The following is a 17,645-nucleotide window of genomic DNA, read 5'->3' as shown; positions in this document are numbered from 1 at the left end:
GAATGCATAAACAGTTTACCCGCATCATTGGCATATTTTTCTTATTGGGTTTGCTGACGCCACTGAGTTGGGCTGCGGCACCTGCATGGCAACCACTGGCAGAAGCTATTCACAAAAGTGAACATGACCTACGCAAATATCAGGCAATAAAGCTGCCAAATGGTATGACCGTGTTATTAGTTTCTGATGCACAGGCACCTAAATCCTTGGCTGCACTGGCGTTGCCTGTCGGATCACTGGAGGATCCTAACAATCAGTTAGGTTTGGCACATTATTTGGAACACATGTTGTTGATGGGTTCTAAACGTTTCCCAGAACCGGGAAGTTTCTCTGAATTCCTAAAGAAACATGGCGGCAGTCATAATGCGAGTACCGCTTCTTATCGAACCGCCTTTTATCTTGAAATTGAAAATGATGCATTGGCTCCTGCGGTTGACCGACTGGCAGATGCTATCGCGGAACCCTTGCTAGACCCGATTAATGCTGACCGTGAACGTAACGCAGTCAATGCAGAATTGACGATGGCCCGCTCCCGCGATGGGATGCGTATGGCGCAGGTTAATGCTGAAACCCTTAATCCGGCGCATCCGAGTGCACGTTTCTCGGGCGGTAATCTGGATACACTCAAAGACAAACCTGATGGCAAGTTACACGATGAGTTACTGAGCTTCTATCATCGCTACTATTCCGCCAACCTGATGGTAGGCGTGCTGTATAGCAACCAGTCACTGGAGCAGTTAGCACAATTAGCGGCTGATACCTTTGGCCGAATCCCTAATCGGGACGCAAAAGTGCCGCCGATTACGGTACCGGCAGTCACCCCGGATCAAACCGGCATTATTATTCATTATGTTCCAGCGCAACCTCGTAAACAGCTCAAAGTTGAGTTTCGCATTGAGAACAACAGTGCAGAGTTTCGCAGTAAAACAGATACCTATATTAGTTATTTGATTGGCAATCGTAGCAAAGACACACTCTCTGACTGGTTACAAAAGCAGGGTTTGGCAGATGCAATCAATGCTGGTGCTGACCCGATGGTAGACCGCAATGGGGGGGTATTCTCCATTTCAGTGTCACTCACCGATAAAGGCTTGGCCAAACGTGATGTGGTGGTAGCAGCCATCTTCGATTACATCAATATGTTGCACAAAGACGGCATTAAGAAGAGCTATTTTGATGAAATCGCTCATGTCTTAAATCTTGATTTTCGCTATCCCTCAATCACGCGAGATATGGATTACATCGAGTGGCTGGTGGATATGATGCTGCGAGTGCCTGTCGCACATGTGCTTGATGCACCTTATCTGGCTGATCACTATGATCCACAAGCCATTGCTGCCCGCTTGGCTGAAATGACCCCTGAAAATGCGCGAATCTGGTTTGTTAGTCCTGAAGAGCCTCACAACAAAGTGGCCTATTTTGTCGATGCGCCTTATAAGGTCGATAAAATTAGCCCGAAAGAGATGAAAGAGTGGCAACAATTAGGGGGGGATATCACGCTGAGTCTACCGGCACTTAACCCTTACATTCCGGATAATTTCACGCTGATTAAAGCAGATAAAAGTATCACCCATCCGCAAAAAGTCGCTGAACAGCCGGGCTTACGGGTGTTTTACATGCCAAGCCAGTACTTTGCTGATGAACCGAAAGCTGATATTTCGGTGGCTTTTCGTAATCAACACGCCTTGGATACCGCCCGTAACCAGGTTCTATTTGCCCTAACCGACTATCTGGCGGGCCTTTCACTCGATGAACTGAGTTACCAAGCCTCTATTGGTGGGATTAGCTTTTCAACGGCACCCAACAACGGTTTGTATGTGAGTGCTAATGGCTTTACGCAGCGGATGCCGCAGTTGTTAACTTCACTGGTTGAAGGCTACTCCAGTTTCACGCCAACGGAGGATCAACTGGCGCAAGCCAAGTCTTGGTATCGTGAGCAATTGGAAGTTGCCGAAAAGGGCAAAGCTTATGAACTGGCGATTCAGCCTGCCAAGTTACTCTCTCATGTTCCTTATTTTGAGCGCAGTGAGCGCCGTGAACTGCTTGATACCATTAGCGTACAAGATGTCGTGACCTACCGTAATAATATGCTCAAGCAATCCGCCATTGAAGTCTTGGCGGTGGGTAATATGACAGCCCCTCAGGTCACTTCACTGACAGAGTCGTTGAAGAAACAACTGGGCTTGACGGGGGTAACTTGGTGGACTGGCGAAGATGTTGTCGTCGATAAGGCCCAGTTAGCGAATATGCAACGGATTGGCAGCAGTTCTGATGCTGCGCTGGCGGCAGTCTATGTCCCTATCGGTTATTCGGAAATTGATGGTATGGCGCACAGTGCCTTGCTAGGCCAAATTGTTCAACCGTGGTTCTATGATCAACTGCGCACCGAGGAGCAACTCGGTTATGCGGTATTTGCCTTCCCAATGTCAGTTGGCCGTCAGTGGGGCTTAGGTTTCTTACTGCAAAGTAATAGCAAACAACCTGATTACCTCTATCAGCGATATCTGGCTTTCTATCCACAGGCTGAAAAGCGTCTACGTGAAATGAAACCGGCTGATTTTGAACAATATAAGCAGGGGCTAATCAACCAATTGCTGCAACGCCCGCAAACATTGGATGAAGAAGCTAGCCGTTATAGTAATGATTTTAATCGTAATAATTTTGCCTTTGATAGTCGTGAAAAAATGATTGCCCAAGTGAAATTGCTGAATAGCACTATGCTGGCTGATTTCTTCCAGCAAGCGGTCATTAAGCCGCAAGGTCTGGCGCTGCTCTCTCAGGTTAAAGGTCAAGGGCAAACGACAGGTAGCTATGCTGTACTTAAAGGGTGGACCACTTATCCAACCGCCTCCGCCTTGCAGGCGACCTTGCCGCAGAAGGTCTTGGCTCCATGATATCAATGACTCCCCAGCGGCTGGAGCCGCTGACGCTACCTCTATATGGCGAGAGGCTGATTGAAGCTTCTGCGGGTACTGGTAAGACTTTTACCATTGGGGTGCTCTATCTAAGGTTACTGCTTGGTTTGGGTGGGAGGGCTGCATTTAGTCGCCCTCTCACTGTAGAGGAGATCTTGGTGGTGACCTTTACCGAAGCAGCAACCGAAGAGCTAAGAGGGCGAATCCGCGACAATATTCATGAGTTGCGTATCGCTTGCGTGCGTGGAGTCAGCGATAACCCTATGCATAGGGCTTTATTAGCTGAAATCGTTGATCTGAGCGAAGCCGCAGCACAACTGCTGGCGGCTGAGCGTCAGATGGATGAAGCTGCAATTTATACCATTCACGGCTTCTGTCAGAGAATGTTGGCGAATAATGCTTTTGAGTCTGGCATTTTATTTGAACAAACACTGGTGCAAGATGAGCTGCCATTACGCAGGCAAGCTTGTGCCGATTTTTGGCGGCGTCACTGCTACCCGCTCCCCTTAGCGGTAGCTCGAGCTATTAGTCAGCAGTGGAGTGGACCAGAGGCATTACTCAAAGATCTCTCTGCCTATCTACAGGGCGAGATGCCAAAATTTCGGCAGGCACCCGGTGACGATGAGACGATACTCAGTCGGCATCAACAGATTGTCGTGCAAATTGACACTGTCAAAGCGCAATGGCGCGCAGCCGCATCAGAGCTAGAGGCATTGATTAGCAGCTCTGGTGTTGATAAGCGTAGCTACAGCACCAAACATTTACCCAACTGGCTGGAAAAAGTCGGTGCATGGGCAGAGCAGGAAACAGGCGATTACCAGCTACCTAAAGAGCTGGAAAAATTCCGCCAGTCAGTTTTATTTGAAAAAACCAAAAAGGGTGCCGCTCCGCAACATGCACTGTTCAGTGTCATAGACCGCATATTCGAACAACCGCTGACACTAAGAGATTTGATTTTAGCCAGAGCGATCAGCGAGATACGAACATCTGTCCAGCAGGAAAAACGGCAACGGGCGGAGCTGGGATTTGATGACCTGCTCAGCAAACTGGATGCGGTATTACAGCAATCGGGTGGCGAATTACTGGCTAAATCTATTCGCACCCGTTATCCCGTCGCAATGATTGATGAGTTTCAGGATACCGACCCCCAACAATACCGCATCTTCCACACGCTTTATGGTGGGCAAGAAGAGTGTGGCCTATTACTGATTGGTGACCCTAAACAAGCAATTTATGCTTTCCGTGGCGCAGATATCTTTACCTATATCCGCGCCCGTTCAGAAGTAAGCGCCCACTACACACTAGAGACAAACTGGCGCTCCTCCTTCCCGATGGTGCAATCAGTGAACCGGTTGTTTAGTTTGGTCGATGTGCCTTTCCTGTTTGAACAAATCCCCTTTATAGCGGTATCTGCTGCGGAAAAAAACAGCCATTTATCCTTTGAAATTAAAGGGGACAAACAGCCAGCTATCTCTTTTTGGTTACAGCCAGGGGAGGGTATCGGAGTTAGTGAGTACCAACAATTGATGGCGCGGCAGTGTGCGGCCCAAATTCGTGACTGGTTAACCGCAGGCCAAAATGGGCTGGCTCAATTAGTGACAGTCGATGGTTCAAGGCCGGTTCAAGCGTCTGATATCACCATTCTAGTACGCAGCCGGGCAGAGGCCGCATTAGTGCGTGATGCACTAAGTGCATTGGCCATCCCATCGGTTTATTTATCCAATCGTGACAGTGTTTTTGATACCGCAGAAGCCAAAGATCTGCTGTGGTTATTGCAGGCAGTACTGGCCCCTGAACAGGAGCGGGCATTGCGTAGTGCCATGGCAACAGGAGTGCTCGGGCTGGATGCAAAAATGTTGGATGCATTGAACCACAATGAACGTGCTTGGGATGCTTTGGTCGAGGAGTTCGATCGCTATCGGCAGCATTGGCAGCGCCGTGGTGTATTGCCTATGTTGCGGGAGATTATGGCTTGCCGCCATTTGGCTGAAAACCTGCTCGCGACGCCGGGTGGAGAGCGTCGGCTGACGGATCTACTGCATTTAGGGGAGCTATTGCAAGAAGCTGCATCACAGCTTGATAGCGAGCACGCACTTATCCGCTGGTTGGCCCAACAAATAGCACAACCAAATCATCAATTAGATAATCAGCAGCTGCGTTTGGAAAGTGACCGCCATTTGGTGCAGGTTATTACAATCCATAAATCAAAAGGGCTGGAGTATCCACTGGTTTGGTTGCCCTTCGTCGGTAATTTTCGCCAGCAGCAGGATGTGCTATATCACGATCGCCACAGCTTTGAGGCTCTGCTTGATCTGAATGCTGATGAAGAGAGTCAGGCTCTGGCAGAAGAGGAGCGGCTGGCGGAGGATTTACGGTTACTCTATGTTGCTCTGACCCGTGCGGTTTACCATTGCAGTGTCGGTATTGCACCGCTGATCAAAGGTGGGCGAAAAAAGCAGGGTGATAGTGATGTGCACCGTAGTGCGCTAGGTTATTTGTTACAGCAAGGTCAGGCGGGTGATGCACAATATTTGGCCGATAAGCTCGCCGAGTTAACGGCGTCCTCAGGCGGTGATATTTCTGTTTCATTGGCAGAACGCCCAGATGATACCCCTTGGCAACCACAGCCAGAAATTGTGCCAGCACTTGCTGCACGCCAGTTTAACCGACAAGTACAGGATTATTGGCGTGTGACCAGCTATTCTGGCTTACAGCAGCATGGCTCAAGTAAAAGTGGTGCATCACAGTCACTGAGTGTGCCACTACAAGAGTTACTTCCACGGCTGGACACCGATGCTGTTGGTGAGCAGGCATTGGCCACCGAAATCTCTTTAACTCCCCACACTTTCCCACGCGGCGCAGCACCGGGCACTTTCCTGCATGATTTGCTCGAGTCAATGGATTTTAGCCAGCCTATCGACCAAAGTTGGTTGGCAGAACAGTTACAGAGACAGGGTTTTGGTGATCAATGGCTGCCCATGTTGTCTCAGTGGATAAATGACATTTTACAAGTTCCACTCAATACCACCGGCGTAACGTTGGCGGGATTATCCCCCCAGAGCAAGCAGGCAGAATTACAATTTTATCTGCCAATTGACACGCTACTTCGGGCCAGTGAATTAGACAGCTTAATCAAACACTATGATCCCCTCTCGCGGCAGTGTCCGGTACTGGATTTTCAGCAAGTGAGAGGGATGCTTAAAGGGTTTATTGACTTGGTCTTCTGCTGGGAGGGTAAGTATTACTTATTGGATTACAAATCAAACTGGTTGGGGGCAGAGAGTAGTGCCTATACCTTAGAGGCGATGACTCACGCCATGGCTGAGCATCGTTATGATCTGCAATATCAGCTTTATACGCTGGCATTACACCGCTATTTACGCCACCGATTACCTAATTATGACTATCAGCGCGACTTTGGCGGCGTCATTTACCTCTTCCTACGGGGTGTCGATAAGCAATATCCGGGTAACGGTATTTTTAGTTGTCGCCCTGAACAGGGGTTGGTTGAAGGAATGGATTGTTTGTTCAGTGGCCGTGCGATAAATAGTGGCGCTACCCATGCAGATGAGGAGGGGTCACTATGATGGCGTTACTGAACCAAGCGGTTGGTGACCACTTACTGCGCCCGCTGGATCTTCAGTTTTCACGAATGATAGCAGGCGATAATGACCCCATGTTGCAGTTGGCCGCCGCTATTCTCAGTGCTGAAACGGGGGCTGGGCATGTCTGCCTACCATTAAATTACTTGCAGCCAGATCAACTATTTGGTGGACGGCAGTCGGCGTTATCACAGGCTTTGTGGCAGGCAGCGGGCGCGCCAGATGAGTCTCATTGGATAGCGGCATTCAATAACTCTGCTGCAGTAAGCGATGGCTCCAAACCAACGCCATTAGTCCTGCAAAATGGCCGCTTGTATCTGCAACGCATGTGGCAGTACGAAGGGGATGTGGTTCGATTTATTGCCAGCGACAGTACGGCTGCATGGGTTAATGAACCTCGAGAAGTAAACGAAACACTATTAAGAGTGACGCTAGATCAATTGTTCGGTCTGGCTGGTGATGAGGTTGACTGGCAGAAAGTGGCTGCTGCCGTTGCTGCGACCCGTCGTATCTCCGTGATTTCCGGTGGACCGGGGACGGGGAAAACCACGACGGTAGCAAAATTATTGACCGCGCTGATACAGCTGAATCAGGGGCAACGGTTGCGTATCCAACTTGCCGCACCAACTGGCAAAGCAGCCGCGCGACTAACGGAGTCACTAGGTAATGCCATTCGACAACTCGCGCTAACCGATGATGAGCGTCGGCTATTTCCAGATCAGGCATCCACGTTGCACCGCTTGTTAGGGGCGCAGCCTAATAGTCAGCGCTTGCGTTACCATCGTGGCAATCCGTTAAATCTTGATGTGCTGGTGGTCGATGAAGCATCGATGGTGGATTTACCGATGATGGCGCGACTCATTGCAGCCTTGCCCGCTAAAGCTCAGGTTATTTTTCTTGGTGATCGTGACCAATTGGCTTCGGTTGAGGCCGGAGCGGTATTGGGTGATATTTGTCGGTTTGCTGAATGGGGTTACAGCGAATCACGGGCTGAACAATTAGCGCGCTTAACCGGGTGTACATTGACCGGAATCATCCCCATTGGTGACGTGCCGACAGATACAGTCAATGTCCGTGATAGCTTATGTTTGCTGCGTAAAAGCTACCGTTTTGATGAAAAATCAGGTATTGGGCAGCTCGCTTTGGCGGTGAATGCCGGGAAGTATCACCATGCATTATCAGTTTTAAACGGCACCTACTCTGATGTTGAATGCTTCTCTCTGGCCGATTCAGATGATTATCAGGTATTGCTGGAGGAGTGTGCCTCTGGCTATCAACATTATCTCCAGTTGGCGTCATCAGGTGCTCACGCTGTCGATGTGTTGGCGGCATTTGGCCGCTATCAATTGTTGTGTGCATTACGAACCGGACCTTTTGGGGTCAGCGGTTTAAATGAACGGATTGAGCAGTTACTGCATCGCAAGAGGTTAATTGAGCGAGCCTCCGGCCCAGTAGGGCGCTGGTATGTCGGCCGACCCGTGATGATTGGGCTTAATGACAGTGCTCTGGGTCTGTTCAATGGTGATATTGGTATCGCGTTATATGACCCGGAAGGCGAACTTCGGGTGCATTTCCAATTACCTGACGGCAGTATCAAGTCGGTACAACCTAGCCGGCTTCCCAGCCATGAAACGGCTTATGCCATGACCGTCCATAAATCTCAAGGATCGGAGTTTGAGCATACCGCGCTGGTGTTACCTAACACTTTTATGCCCGTGCTCACTCGTGAACTGGTTTATACCGCGATTACCCGCGCTCGCCAGCGGTTAACACTCTATTGCAGTGAGGCTGTATTGAGCAATGCGATACGGACACCCACGCAGCGCCGCAGCGGATTGGTTGATCGTTTGAATGAATTGACGAAGTAAAACGGAGGGGGCCATAGCCCCCATGATGTTACAGATAAACTGCTATAGATCAGCCAATAAAATCTTTGAGCGCCGCTGATAGTTATATAACTCCTGCTTCTGAATCGGTAAAACCTCGACCTCAGCGGGAGTAAAACCGCGTTCCTGAAACCAGTGAATGCTGCGGGTCGTTAACACGAACAGCTTTTTAAGGCCCATTTGGCGTGCCTGATTTGCCACTCTCTTAAGAAGCATCTCCCCTCGGGAGGAGCTGCGATAGTCTGGGTGCACTGCCACACAGGCCATTTCACCAATCTGCTCCTCAGGGAATGGATAAAGTGCGGCGCAGGCAATGGTCAGATTATCTCGCTCAATGATGGTGAACTTATCGATCTCCATTTCAAGCTGTTCCCGTGAGCGGCGCACTAAAATCCCTTGCTGCTCTAGCGGTCGAATCAGCTCCAGTATGCCGCCAATATCATTAATGGTTGCTCGGCGTACTTGTTCCGCACTCTCCATGACAATTTGGGTGCCGATACCATCACGGGAGAATAGCTCTTGAACGAGTGCACCATCCTCCTGATAACTCAGCAAATGGCTGCGACGTACGCCGCTGCGGCAAGCTTTTACTGCCCCACGTAGAAAACGCACTGTGCCTGAGTTGTAATCCCCTTCTTGTTCAAGATCCTCAATCCGTTTTTGGGCATCATTTGGGAACAGCTCTGAAATAATGTTGCCTTCGCTATCGGTCACCCCTTGGGATGAGCAGAAACCGATCATTTTTTCTGCTTTGAGTTTGATGGCTAATTGTGTCGCTACTTCTTCGGAGGTGAGATTAAAACTCTCGCCAGTCACCGATACGGCAACTGGCCCCAGCAACACAATAGCGCCATTATCTAATTGACGATGGATAGCCTCCTCATCAATGCGCCGAATGCGTCCGCTGTGGCAATAATCTACACCGTCATCAACGCCTAACGGCTGAGCAATAATAAAGTTGCCGCTAACCACATTAATATGCGCACCTTGTAGCGGGGTGTTATTCAAACTCATTGATAATCTGGCAGTGATATCCAGTTGCAATAGACCCGCTGCCTGCTTAACCATTTCCAGCGTTCGGGCATCAGTGACTCGGGTATGCTTGTGATAAATAGGTTCGTAGTGATGCTGCGCCAAATTGCTATCGATTTGTGGGCGTGCGCCGTATACCACGACCAGCCGGATACCAAGGCTATGCAGTAAACCGATATCGTTAACAATACTAGAGAAGTTTTCATGTTCAATCGCCTCACCACCCAACATGACGACAAACGTCTTGCCACGGTGTGCATTGATATAGGGAACTGAGTGACGAAATCCCTGGACCAGTTCAGTACTACGTTCCTTCACGGTAGACCCTCATTGAATTTTTATTCGCTATTTTTGTATTTTTATTCTTTTTTGACCAAGATGGCAAGCAACAAATTACGATCAAATGCATATGTATGGTGCATGGCTATTAATAAATTGAATAACATAAAAAATGTTTTTCTAATGACAGCATGGAGTTGATTCGTTAAAGTTTTTCCCCATAAAACTTTTTGTTTGTTTTTTATTCATATATTGGTAGTTACTTTGGAGTTACATGGCAGATTCAAATCATAATTCTGGGCGTCGCCGTCTACTGCAAGGTGCCGCCGCAGCCTGGATGCTGAGTGTCAGCCGGGTTGGATTTGCTGCTTCTTCACATATCATTGCAGTCAGGGTCTGGCCCTCTTCAACTTATACCCGGGTGACGCTGGAATCCAATACGCCGCTGAAATATCGTCAATTTGCGCTGAAAAATCCTGACCGCATTGTGGTTGATATTGAAGATGTGCATCTGGATAGCGTACTGAAAGAGATCAGTAGTCAGGTGCAGTCCGGCGATCCTTACCTTAAGCAGGCGCGAGTTGGGCAGTTTGATAAAAACACCGTCCGTCTGGTATTGGAGTTGAAACAAAGCATCAGCCCACAACTATTTACGCTGAAACCCTTTGCTAAGTTCCGTAACCGTTTGGTAGTGGATTTATACCCTGAACAGGGAAGTACCTCGATTGAAGACGATCCCTTACTGGCATTATTGGAAGATTATAATAAAGGCAATGTAGAGCGCAATTTACCCGCAGAGACACCTAAAGTGGGTAAAGCTGGGCGGGATAGACCGATTGTTATTATGTTGGACCCTGGTCACGGCGGTGAAGACCCCGGTGCTATTGGTCGAAACAAAACTCGCGAGAAAGATATTGTGCTGCAAATTGCCCGCCGGCTACGGGCGCTGATTCAGAAAGAGGCGAATATGCGGGTGTTTATGACCCGTAATGAAGATGTTTTTATCCCGCTGAAAGTGCGAGTGGCAAAAGCCCGTAAACAGCGCGCCGATCTCTTTATCTCGATTCATGCTGATGCATTCACCAGTCAGGCCGCCAGAGGTTCATCCGTATTTGCGCTTTCGACCAAGGGAGCAACCAGTACCGCTGCGCGTTTCTTGGCCCAAACGCAGAATGAAGCCGACCAAATTGGTGGGGTCAGCAAAAGTGGGGATCGCTATCTAGACCATACCATGATTGATTTACTGCAAACGGCCACCATCAATGACAGCCTAAAGTTTGGCAAAGAAGTGCTTAACCGGATGGGTAAAATTAATAAGCTGCATAAGAACCGTGTTGATCAAGCGGGCTTCGCTGTTCTGAAGGCACCTGATATCCCATCAATTTTGGTTGAAACGGCATTTATCAGCAATTTGGAAGAAGAGCGAAAATTACGCACCAGTCATTTTCAGCAGCAAGTCGCTGAATCTATTTTTGCTGGTATCAAAGCGTATTTTGCGAATGGTGGGACAATGGCACGGGTGTAATCAGTTGGGAGGTTAATTATTGATATGCAGCAGGGGTTAGATGGCCCTTGCTGGGAGAAAGCTTATCATTTATTGAAAGCCAGAAACAAAAAAACACCCTTTAGGGTGTCTGATGTTGATATGAAAATGATTAAGAATTGGTTGCGGGGGCCGGATTTGAACCGACGACCTTCGGGTTATGAGCCCGACGAGCTACCAGGCTGCTCCACCCCGCGTCCGTCTTAATGCTATTTTCTATCTTACTGCTTAATCATGTAATTGGTTGCGGGGGCCGGATTTGAACCGACGACCTTCGGGTTATGAGCCCGACGAGCTACCAGGCTGCTCCACCCCGCGTCCGTCATTACATTTTTACTGCTGTTGTTGTTTTCACAGCTGAACATCTATTCTACCTATTTAGTCTTAACTTTCAAGACTATCGGACGACATTTGATACTGCTGGTAGCCAGTATCGGTTGGTTGCGGGGGCCGGATTTGAACCGACGACCTTCGGGTTATGAGCCCGACGAGCTACCAGGCTGCTCCACCCCGCGTCCGATTGAGCGCACTATACTCTGGATGAGATCTGTTGCAAGTAGTTTTGCCACTTAATTTAAGTAAATAGGTTTTTTCGATTAATTTATCAACTATCTGTTTCCTTTTTCCCCACAACAGCATCAGGGGATTTTTTTCCACCTGCTGATTCCTTTATCTATAGGCGTTTGTTATCGTTCGCCAGTAGATAAAATAAGTAAGAGAAGGCGTGAAATGACAAGTCGTTGGGGCAAATACCTATTGAGTGGGATAATGATTGCTGTTCTGGCTGGTTGCCAATCGCGGCCAACTGATCGTGGACAGCAATATAAGGATGGGCATCTGGAGCAGCCACTGGAGTTGGTAAATGAGCCAAATGCGACAGGTAAGCCAGTCAACGCAAAAGATTATTCTGATCAGGTGAAAGTGATTAACCAATCTTCACCGGGTCTGTATGGACGTAATAGTAGTACATTCAATGCAGTAGAAAACTGGATGTTGGCCGGTGCTGACACCAGCAAGTTAAATCTATTTGGCCTGAATGCCTACCAGATGGAGGGCGTGGATAACTTCGGTAATGTGCAATTTACTGGTTATTACACCCCAGTGCTTCAGGCGCGCTATACCCCACAAGGTGAATTCCGTCATCCACTTTATCGTATGCCAGCTAAAGGAAAAAAGGGGCGCTTACCTGATCGTGCTTCAATCTATGCTGGGGCGTTGGATAGCCGTAACTTAGTTATCGCGTACACCAATTCATTGGTGGATAATTTTATGATGGAAGTGCAGGGCAGCGGGTATGTTGATTATGGCGATGGGCGACCGCTGACCTTCTTCGGCTATGCGGGTAAAAATGGCCATGCTTACCGCAGTATCGGTAAGGTGCTGATTGATCGCGGAGAAGTCGCTAAAGCCGATATGTCGATGCAGGCTATTCGGCACTGGGCTGAAACTCACAGCGAAGCGGAAGTCAGAGAGTTATTAGAGCAGAATCCCTCCTTTGTCTTCTTTAAACCGGAAATGTATGCCCCAGTGAAAGGGGCCAGTGCGGTGCCTTTGATCGCTAAAGCCTCGGTTGCTTCTGACCGTTCGCTGATCCCGCCGGGGACAACACTGTTAGCTGAAGTTCCCTTGCTGGATAGTCAGGGGAAATTCACCGGCCAATATCAGATGCGTCTAATGGTTGCATTGGATGTGGGGGGCGCGATTAAAGGCCAACACTTTGATATCTATCAGGGGATTGGTCATGAAGCAGGGCAAGCGGCCGGTTTCTACAATCATTATGGTCGTGTTTGGGTGCTGAAAAATGCCCAAAGTAACGGGCCACTGTTTACAGCCTACCAAGGTGGCGCAAAAACAGCCCCCGCTGGCAATGGTTCATCGTTATTGGTGAGTAATCAAGGCCAGTAGGCGGTTTTTTTATGCCATAGATTCACTCTTTATCTGGCGGCCAACTGGCCGCTTTTGTATTTGCTTCATCAATTTTATTAAAACCATTTATTATTTCTAAGTTATTAAGGTAACAAGTTTATGAGCACAGCCTTTTCCGACGCTTACCAACAGCGTTTTGGTGGTATTGCGCGCCTTTATGGGCAGCAGGCGCTGACACTTTTTTCGCAGGCGCATGTTTGTGTTATCGGCATTGGCGGCGTGGGATCATGGGCTGCGGAAGCACTGGCACGTACTGGCATTGGTGCGATCACGCTGATTGATATGGATGATGTTTGCGTCACCAATACTAATCGCCAGATCCATGCGTTGCGGCACAATGTGGGGCAGGCAAAAACGGATGTGATGGCGGAGCGTATTCTGGCTATCAATCCTGAATGCCGAGTGACTTGTATCGATGATTTCATTACCGCAGATAATGTTGCGGAGCTTTTAAATAATAATTTCAGCTATGTCATTGATGCGATAGACAGTGTTCGCCCGAAAGCGGCGCTGCTCTCCTACTGTCGCCGCTATAAAATCCCGGTTGTTACCACCGGTGGTGCGGGTGGGCAAATCGATCCAACGCGCATTGAAGTGGTGGATCTGGCGAAAACCATTCAGGATCCGCTGGCGGCGAAGCTACGCGAAAGGTTAAAAAATGATTTTAATGTGGTGAAAAACAGCAAAGGTAAACTGGGGATCGACTGTGTTTTCTCTAGCGAACCTTTAGTTTACCCACAGGCTGATGGTTCGGTGTGTGCATCTCGCAGTAGCGCTGAGGGGCCAAAGAAAATGGACTGTACTTCAGGTTTCGGTTCGGCAACCATGGTCACCGCGACCTTTGGTTTTGTTGCGGTGTCCCATGCATTGAAAAAAATGATGGCGAAAGCGGCACGTCAGGCGTAATAAAAATCATATTATGTATTGGGCAGCGATCGCCTGCACACCTTGCGCCAGTGCTTGTAAACCACTGGCGCGCGAAGTGCTTAATTGCTGGCGTAAACCTAACTTATCAAACAGATCCAATGGATCTTCACCCAAGACCTGTTGCGGTGTTTTCCCCTCTACCGCAGTCAAGATTACCGCCAGTAATCCACGAACAATGCGCCCTTCACTGTCGCCGTAGAAATGTAAGCTCCCATCGGGTAGATGTTGATGCCCCAGCCATACTCGGTTTTCACACCCAGTCAATTCCAGTTCATTTTGCTTCAATGATTCCGGTAATGGTGGGAGTTGTTTAGCCAGCAAAATTAACTGGCGATAACGATCTTCCCACTGTTTGTGGGCGCTGAATGTCTCAATAAGCTGAGCTACAGTAATATCGTGACCAAATGGGTGCGGCGCAATCATCATCTTCTCGTCTTATTGCTGGTTGATATTTATCGGAATTATCAGCTGTTAGCACTTAATCTTGCAACAGCTTCAGCGCCTTAGTGATTGCGGAGCAGAGTACTTCAACATCGTCAGCACTATTGTAAGGCGCGAATGAGGCTCGCAGGCTGCCACTGATCCCCAGCGCGGCCATGAGTGGCTGTGCACAGTGCTGCCCGGCGCGTAACGCAATACCTTGTTCCGCCAGCAGTGTCACCAAATCGCTGTGATGAATGCCATCGAAAGTGAAGGCCAACAAACTGGATTGTTGGCAACGGAAGCTGCGAAAGCCCGGCAATTTAGCTAACTGATTTTCAGCCAAGGTCGCTAAACTTTGGCTATACGCCTCGGCCTCTTCTAGATCAACCTGTTCGAGCCAACTGAGCACCGCCGATAAACCAATAACACCCGCGATATTGGGAGTGCCAGCCTCAAAGCGGTAAGGCACTTCATGGGGGGTGAAACCACCGAATGAAGCATGAGTGAGCATTTTACCGCCCCCTTGCCAGGCGGGCATCTCTTCCAGTAATTCTGATTTACCATACAGCACCCCAATGCCGGTCGGGCCATACAGCTTATGGGCAGAAAAAGCATAAAAATCAATGTCCAGCGCTTGAACATCCGCCGGGCTGTGAACAATGCCCTGCGCGCCATCCACCACAACAACACAGTGATATTGATGAGCCAGTACTATTGCGCTCGCCAACTCAGGGCTGCCGCCAGTCACATTAGACATCTGCCCCAGCGCTAAGATGCGCGTTTTGTCATTCAGCAATTGTGGCAGTTGTTGTAAATCAGGCAGATGGTCAAGACCGATAGGCCACTTAATGATTCTGGCACCGGTCTGCTCAGCAACCATAAGCCAGGGGATTAGGTTCGCATGATGTTCCGCTTCGCTAACAATAATTTCATCCCCAGCTTGCAGGCGAGGGCGAGCGAAACTTTGTGCCACAAGGTTAATCGCTTCGGTCGTGCCGCGCGTCCAAACGATATTTTCTGCTGCGGGGGCATTGATAAAGTCAGCCACCTGTTGGCGGGTCTCTTCAAAGCGGACCGTCAATGATAATGCGGATTGATGTTGGCTACGATGCACTGTTGCCGCATCCTGCTGATAAAACAGCTGTGTTGCCTCAATCATGGCGCGGGGCTTTAGGGCAGTTGCTGCGCTGTCCAGATAGATTATCTCATCGCTAATTGCCGGAAATTCCTGACGAAAATCCGTTGGATTAAAAGCCTTCATACCGTTTTTTGCATCCTTTGGTTCACTTCGGAACTGTCTCATTCTGGTGTTTTTTGCTCATAAATCACCCATTAATGGCCCTGATGGCTGGAAATATGTCATAAGCGGGTTATGCTAAATAGTAACGGGCACAACCATTTGTCTGGTAATGAAACTGAGTTTTTCAGCATTTTAATCTGCAAGGAGTCATCCATGAAAAAGACAGCTGCCGTAATTTCTGCCCTTATGCTCACTTTTACTCTCGCTGCCTGTTCAAGCAACTATGTTATGCATACTAATGATGGTCGCACTATCGTTGCTGATGGTAAACCTAAAGTCGATGATGAGACAGGGATGATAAGCTACACCGATGCGAATGGCACCGAGCTGCAAATTAATCGTTCAGAAGTCAAAGAGATGGCTGAGGGCAATTAGCTTTACGCTAAGTCGTCGTTGAAATACTGTTTGGCACGGCTTAATAAACTTGAGTAACAACTTAAATATAAGCTCTGACTGAAGTGCGATACAAAGTGGCGCTTATATTTAAGCTCTAAAAAATAAGTAAACGCTAAAAATTGGGTAAAAAAAAGCACCGCGAAAATGGCGGTGCTGCATAAAATCACTATGGACAGACAGGGTAAATGTACAGGAAGTGAAAAAAAACAGTAGCTTAGCTACTATGTCTGGCACACCAGACCATTTGCAAACACAACATCACAACCACAAAGCCAAAAGCATTTCAGTACCTGGATACTAAACCTACTTTTCGTTCCGGCTTGGGAAGTGCCGCCACTATAGGTATTTGCTGGCACATCATCAACGGACAAATTATAATGCCTCGGATTACAAAAACTAATAAGTAAACAAAGGGTTTCATCTGAGGATGAGCCGTTATAAAAAAGTATCCAACTCATGTCAAAACGATTACCACCCTTGAATGCCTTGCGGGTTTTCGATGCGGCCGCACGCCACCTAAGTTTTACTAAAGCGGCTGACGAGTTATTTGTCACCCAAGCCGCTGTCAGCCACCAGATAAAGTCTCTGGAGGATTTTCTCGGTCTAAAATTGTTCCGCCGCCGTAACCGCTCTTTGTTACTGACCGAAGAGGGGCAGAGTTATTACCTCGACATCAAAGAGATTTTCACCTCAATCAATGAAGCCACCCGCAAGTTACAGGCCCGCAGTGCAAAAGGCGCACTGACGGTCAGTCTGCCTCCGAGTTTTGCCATCCAATGGCTGGTGCCACGTCTTTCTGGATTTAATGCTGCTTATCCGGGTATTGATGTCAGGATTCAGGCGGTAGATCGGGAAGAGGATAAACTCGCTGATGACGTCGATGTGGCGATATTTTATGGGCGGGGCAATTGGACTGGCTTGCGCACTGAACGTCTGTATGCCGAATTCTTGCTCCCCGTGTGTGCTCCCAGCTTGTTAATGGGTGAGCATGGATTAAAAATACCAGCAGATCTGGCTTATCACACGCTGTTGCATGATACTTCCCGCCGAGACTGGATGGCGTATACCCGTCAACTGGGCGTACCGCAGATTAATGTGCAACAAGGGCCGATATTTAGTCATAGCGCTATGGTGGTTCAGGCTGCCGTTCATGGGCAAGGTATTGCGTTGGTGAATAACGTGATGGCGCAGTCTGAGATTGAAGCTGGGCGTTTGGTGTGCCCATTTAATGATGTATTGGTGAGTAAAAATGCTTTTTATCTGGTTTGTCATGACAGTCAGGCAGAACTGGGTAAAATAGCCGCCTTTCGTCAGTGGATACTGGCAAGAGCGGCCAGTGAGCAGGAGAAGTTGCGCTTTCGCTATGACCAATGATCATGTTTAGCGATCACCCTCTCTGCGCAGTCATGACAACCC

11 protein-coding genes and 3 tRNA genes are annotated in these 17,645 nt (G+C 48.6%); 8 read left to right on the top strand and 6 right to left on the bottom strand.

Annotated elements, in window-relative coordinates; all coding sequences use genetic code 11:
• Positions 1-2: 2 nt before the first annotated feature.
• From ptrA to recD, 3 genes are read left to right on the top strand one after another with little or no spacing between them, the layout of a single operon-like run.
• Positions 3-2,894, top strand: a complete 2,892-nt coding sequence (gene ptrA / locus HRD69_RS00545; protein WP_004874466.1) for a pitrilysin — start codon at positions 3-5, stop codon at positions 2,892-2,894.
• Positions 2,891-6,502: an exodeoxyribonuclease V subunit beta gene (recB, locus tag HRD69_RS00540; protein ID WP_032813782.1), complete on the top strand. Its 3,612-nt coding sequence runs from the start codon at positions 2,891-2,893 to the stop codon at positions 6,500-6,502. Before ptrA ends, recB begins: the two co-directional genes overlap by 4 nt.
• A complete protein-coding gene (gene recD, locus HRD69_RS00535) occupies positions 6,499-8,385 on the top strand; it encodes an exodeoxyribonuclease V subunit alpha (protein WP_032813784.1) in 1,887 nt (628 codons plus the stop codon). Before recB ends, recD begins: the two co-directional genes overlap by 4 nt.
• A gap of 42 nt (positions 8,386-8,427) precedes the next feature.
• Here recD and argA read toward each other — a convergent pair whose 3' ends face one another.
• Positions 8,428-9,753, bottom strand: coding sequence for an amino-acid N-acetyltransferase (gene argA, locus HRD69_RS00530; RefSeq protein WP_032813786.1), 1,326 nt, complete (start codon positions 9,751-9,753; stop codon positions 8,428-8,430).
• Positions 9,754-9,988: 235 nt separating this feature from the next.
• Between argA and amiC the strand changes: the two genes are divergently transcribed.
• Positions 9,989-11,239 carry an N-acetylmuramoyl-L-alanine amidase AmiC gene (gene amiC, locus HRD69_RS00525; protein ID WP_004874469.1) on the top strand — a complete coding sequence of 417 codons (1,251 nt, stop codon included), beginning with the start codon at positions 9,989-9,991 and terminating at the stop codon, positions 11,237-11,239.
• A 138-nt stretch (positions 11,240-11,377) separates the two neighbouring features.
• Here the strand turns inward: amiC and HRD69_RS00520 are convergent.
• The 3 genes from HRD69_RS00520 to HRD69_RS00510 all read right to left on the bottom strand — a co-directional run bounded on the left by HRD69_RS00520 (position 11,378) and on the right by HRD69_RS00510 (position 11,772).
• Positions 11,378-11,454 (bottom strand) — tRNA-Met (locus tag HRD69_RS00520).
• A gap of 44 nt (positions 11,455-11,498) precedes the next feature.
• Positions 11,499-11,575, bottom strand: a tRNA-Met gene (locus HRD69_RS00515).
• Positions 11,576-11,695: 120 nt separating this feature from the next.
• A tRNA-Met gene (locus HRD69_RS00510) sits at positions 11,696-11,772 on the bottom strand.
• Between the two features lie 214 nt (positions 11,773-11,986).
• Here HRD69_RS00510 and mltA point away from each other — a divergent pair.
• Both mltA and tcdA read left to right on the top strand, forming a co-directional pair.
• Positions 11,987-13,162 (top strand): murein transglycosylase A, encoded by a 1,176-nt coding sequence (gene mltA, locus HRD69_RS00505; protein WP_032813788.1) that lies wholly within the window; start codon positions 11,987-11,989, stop codon positions 13,160-13,162.
• 120 nt (positions 13,163-13,282) lie between these two features.
• The gene (tcdA, locus tag HRD69_RS00500; protein ID WP_004874472.1) at positions 13,283-14,089 is read left to right on the top strand and encodes a tRNA cyclic N6-threonylcarbamoyladenosine(37) synthase TcdA; all 807 of its coding nucleotides are present in this window, start codon (positions 13,283-13,285) and stop codon (positions 14,087-14,089) included.
• Between the two features lie 6 nt (positions 14,090-14,095).
• Here tcdA and csdE read toward each other — a convergent pair whose 3' ends face one another.
• Together csdE and csdA are read right to left on the bottom strand one after the other, a co-directional pair.
• On the bottom strand, positions 14,096-14,536 hold the full coding sequence (csdE, locus tag HRD69_RS00495) for a cysteine desulfurase sulfur acceptor subunit CsdE (RefSeq protein WP_004874473.1): 441 nt from the start codon (positions 14,534-14,536) through the stop codon (positions 14,096-14,098).
• A 52-nt stretch (positions 14,537-14,588) separates the two neighbouring features.
• Positions 14,589-15,794 (bottom strand): cysteine desulfurase CsdA, encoded by a 1,206-nt coding sequence (gene csdA / locus HRD69_RS00490; protein ID WP_004874474.1) that lies wholly within the window; start codon positions 15,792-15,794, stop codon positions 14,589-14,591.
• A 192-nt stretch (positions 15,795-15,986) separates the two neighbouring features.
• Here csdA and HRD69_RS00485 point away from each other — a divergent pair, with 192 nt between their 5' ends.
• Both HRD69_RS00485 and HRD69_RS00480 read left to right on the top strand, forming a co-directional pair.
• Positions 15,987-16,208, top strand: a complete 222-nt coding sequence (locus HRD69_RS00485; RefSeq protein ID WP_032813790.1) for a YgdI/YgdR family lipoprotein — start codon at positions 15,987-15,989, stop codon at positions 16,206-16,208.
• A gap of 477 nt (positions 16,209-16,685) precedes the next feature.
• Positions 16,686-17,603, top strand: coding sequence for a transcriptional regulator GcvA (locus HRD69_RS00480; protein ID WP_032813792.1), 918 nt, complete (start codon positions 16,686-16,688; stop codon positions 17,601-17,603).
• Positions 17,604-17,645 lie beyond the last annotated feature (42 nt).

The organism is Yersinia mollaretii ATCC 43969 (genome assembly GCF_013282725.1).
Lineage (GTDB): Bacteria > Pseudomonadota > Gammaproteobacteria > Enterobacterales > Enterobacteriaceae > Yersinia > Yersinia mollaretii.
The sequence above is the reverse complement of the archived record's forward strand: the minus strand, read 5'-3'. Positions and strand labels throughout refer to the sequence as shown.